Below are 3,079 nucleotides of genomic sequence, written 5' to 3' on the forward strand. Positions count from 1 at the left end.
ACTATAAGCATATCACCAAACAACCTGTGACAGAACAATAAGAGACGCTCTCTTCTTCGGGGGTTGTATTTGGCAATATGAATTTGCAGCATTCCGGAAGCTAATTTTCGCAGCACCTTCAATTCCAGAACTAACAGCTTATAGTAGAATGAGGCAAAGGATAACTTGGTTCGAAAAAGACCAGCAAATGACTGTGATGAACTAAACGGTCAATGATGGCGGCTGTCTTATCTCATCATAAAATATTCCATTCCACTTCCTGAATTCCAGGTTTGTAGTAATTTTTATGATGTATTTTTTAACTTCCGCTGTGTTGCATTTCTACTCTACCAAACACATCGGGTTAACACATAAAAAGGCAAAATAAATCACGTTGGAAGAAAAACAGCCAGTGTCGCGGGGATCTCTCTTCTGGATTCCTTTCTTTTTTTCTCCCTTCCGGGGAGGGCTTTATAATATATTCTTTCTCTCACCCTCACCCCGGCAACTTGCGAGCCGTATTTAGCCTGCCCCTGAATGCTTCTGCGAGGGGTCCAGAAGTATTTGAAAACCATGGATTCCCGACTAAAGATTCAGGAAACAACGGAAGGAGGAATCATCACCCCTGAGTGGGTTCTGTCACTTCCCTTATCTGTCATTCCTGAATGTTTCTATCAGGAATCTAAATTATTTAAAGACAAAAACATTTGGATTTCCGACAAAAGATTTCGGAAATGAGGGGGAAGAAACCACAGGAAACGTTCCCCACCTATAGCCGCCGCGAACAAAGCTAACCGAGGGAGGGGCTTCCCTCGGTTAGCCTCTTATTACTCAACTACTTTTTTCAGGCGGTCGTGGAGGTCGATGAGGTTAAAAGTCCGGAAATATTTATCCATAGCTCTCTCCACCTGTAAAAGGACCATTTCCTCTCCCCGGTAACCGTTTTGTTCTAAGTTGCGATAAAGAAGAGTGCGACTGGCCACTACCCGAGGTTGAGCCCAGATATAGCGGCAACCAGTTTTTATCAGCCACTTCTGGCGAGAGGGAGAGAGATCGTATAAGTCTTTGCCTTTTTCTTCTCCTTTTAACCACTTTTGCCAGCGATTACTCTCGTATACCTCTTTTTCCAGAACCTGAAGAATCAAAGAGGAACGAGCAATGAGCTTCTCTTTTTTCAATTTATCTTCCAGCTGAGCCAGCTGAGTCAAGGCATTGTATTCCTCTTCGGTAAATTCCGGACCCACGTTTGCTGCTCCCATCCCCGAGAGAGGGTATTCTTCAGGGTTTTCCACATAATCGGTATAATGTCCTTTGATAAAAGAGCCATATTTTGCCGCTTTTTCAGCGAGTGTCTTTGCCACCTCAGGGTCAAAAATGGTGGTGTGAAGGTCTGTCCCCACTTTTCCTACGATGAGTATGGGCCACACCTCCGATAACCCCTCTTTTTCTAAGCCTTCCTTGAGGAGGGAGAGAAAGCGGTCGAACACTTCAAGATTGGCCAGCCCTCCGTGAACCTCTTCTGTCCCCACCTCATAACCCAGGGGGGCAATCCCTTTTTCTCGGCGGTAGTTTTCAGCATGTTTTATCAGCTCTATGGTTCTCTCTACTACCCGCTCTATGGGGATAATCTCTCCCGGGGAAAGAGTTTTATCTACTGTGGGATCAATGTGGAGAAAATCATATCCTGCATCTATCGCTGCTTCCAGCGATTTTTTAACCGCTGTCATGGTTTCTTCGAGACTCCAGTTTTCTATACTGTGTTGGTCTTTAAGCCAGGGTCCTCCGTGGTCGAGGGCAACGATGATCAGCCCCTCATAACTAATGGCCTCGGCTTCTATTTTTACCATTTCCACAAACTCAGATTGTGTAAGGCCGGTATATCCTCCATCTTCATCCACCTGGTTTAAAGTGGCAGCAAACTTAATGGGGGCATTGGCTCTCTTTGCCGAACGCAGTGCAGCCTTAATAACCGTCTCAGAATTAGGACAAGCAGCAAAGAGGGTGGAAGGCCTCCCCTCCACTTTTTCTAATTCTTTCATTTTGCGCAGCAAAAAATCAACCACCGGGACTCCTTCTTCTTCTGCCTTGCGGCGGATATAGCTCTGATCTACTTTATCTCTTCTCAACAAAAGACTTCTCTCCTTTTCAAAATTTTTTCAAAAACTCTTCTAACTCTTTTTGAGTGGGCGCTCCCTCCATGGGGCCTTTTTTGGTTACAGCTAAAGCTCCTACCGCATTAGCTAACCTGCCCACCTCTATAAGGGGCAGCCCCCGGGAAAGGCCGGCTAAAAACCCGGCACAGTAGCAATCACCAGCTCCAGTGGGGTCTACTTCCTCCACCGGGAAGGCAGGGATAAATAATTTTTCTTTAGAGGTAAAAATGGTGGAACCCTTTTTTCCCTGTTTCAAGGCAATTATTTCTGGCCCCTGAGATAGCAACACCGCTGTCCCCTTGTCCACATCTTTTTCTCCACTTAGCACTTCCAGCTCTTCCTGCGTGGGAAAAAGAACAAAACTCTCCTGCACAATGGGCTGGAACAGCGCTCGAGCTTTACCTGCTCCCAGAAGCTCGGGGCGGAAATTGGGATCAAAACTGATTTTTCCTCCCTTTTTCTTCACTATTTCTATTGCTCGAAGGTAAGCATCGCAGCAATTATCATTGATGAGCATGCTGGAGCCCATGACATGCAGGTAATCCAGACGAGAAAACTGTTCTTCATCAATATCAGAGGGGAATATCTGGCCAGCAGCAGCTTGAGATATGTGATAAATGAATTTTCGGCTTCCGTCTCGGAAATAGGTGACGAAAGCTACACCGGTCGTAAAATCGGGAAGAATCTTAACCCCTCCAATGTCCACTCCATCTTCTTTCAATCTCCGGAGAATCATTTTCCCGAAGTCGTCTTCTCCCACCGCTCCTACAAAGAAAACTTCTTCTCCTAAACGAGCCAGGCAATCGGCAAAAATAGCTGGAGCACCGCTCGGGAAAGGCCCTACAAAAATATCGGGCACGTCGAAGGGTACATCTACTCTGTCTCTCATTATTTCTACCAGAAGCTCTCCTAAACAACCTACTCGCATAAGCCTCTCTCCTTTCAGG

General features: G+C 45.9%; 2 protein-coding genes. Both read right to left on the minus strand.

The window, feature by feature from the left end:
- Positions 1 to 806 precede the first annotated feature (806 nt).
- On the minus strand, positions 807 to 2,108 hold the full coding sequence (locus GXZ17_RS03875; RefSeq protein ID WP_409375975.1) for a class II D-tagatose-bisphosphate aldolase non-catalytic subunit: 1,302 nt from the start codon (positions 2,106 to 2,108) through the stop codon (positions 807 to 809).
- 16 nt (positions 2,109 to 2,124) lie between these two features.
- Positions 2,125 to 3,079: sugar kinase (locus GXZ17_RS03880; protein WP_409375976.1), on the minus strand; the 955-nt coding region annotated here is incomplete at its 5' end.

Origin of the sequence: Candidatus Sordicultor fermentans, assembly GCF_012728195.1 — a bacterium.
GTDB classification, from domain to species: domain Bacteria; phylum Atribacterota; class Atribacteria; order Atribacterales; family Caldatribacteriaceae; genus Sordicultor; species Sordicultor fermentans.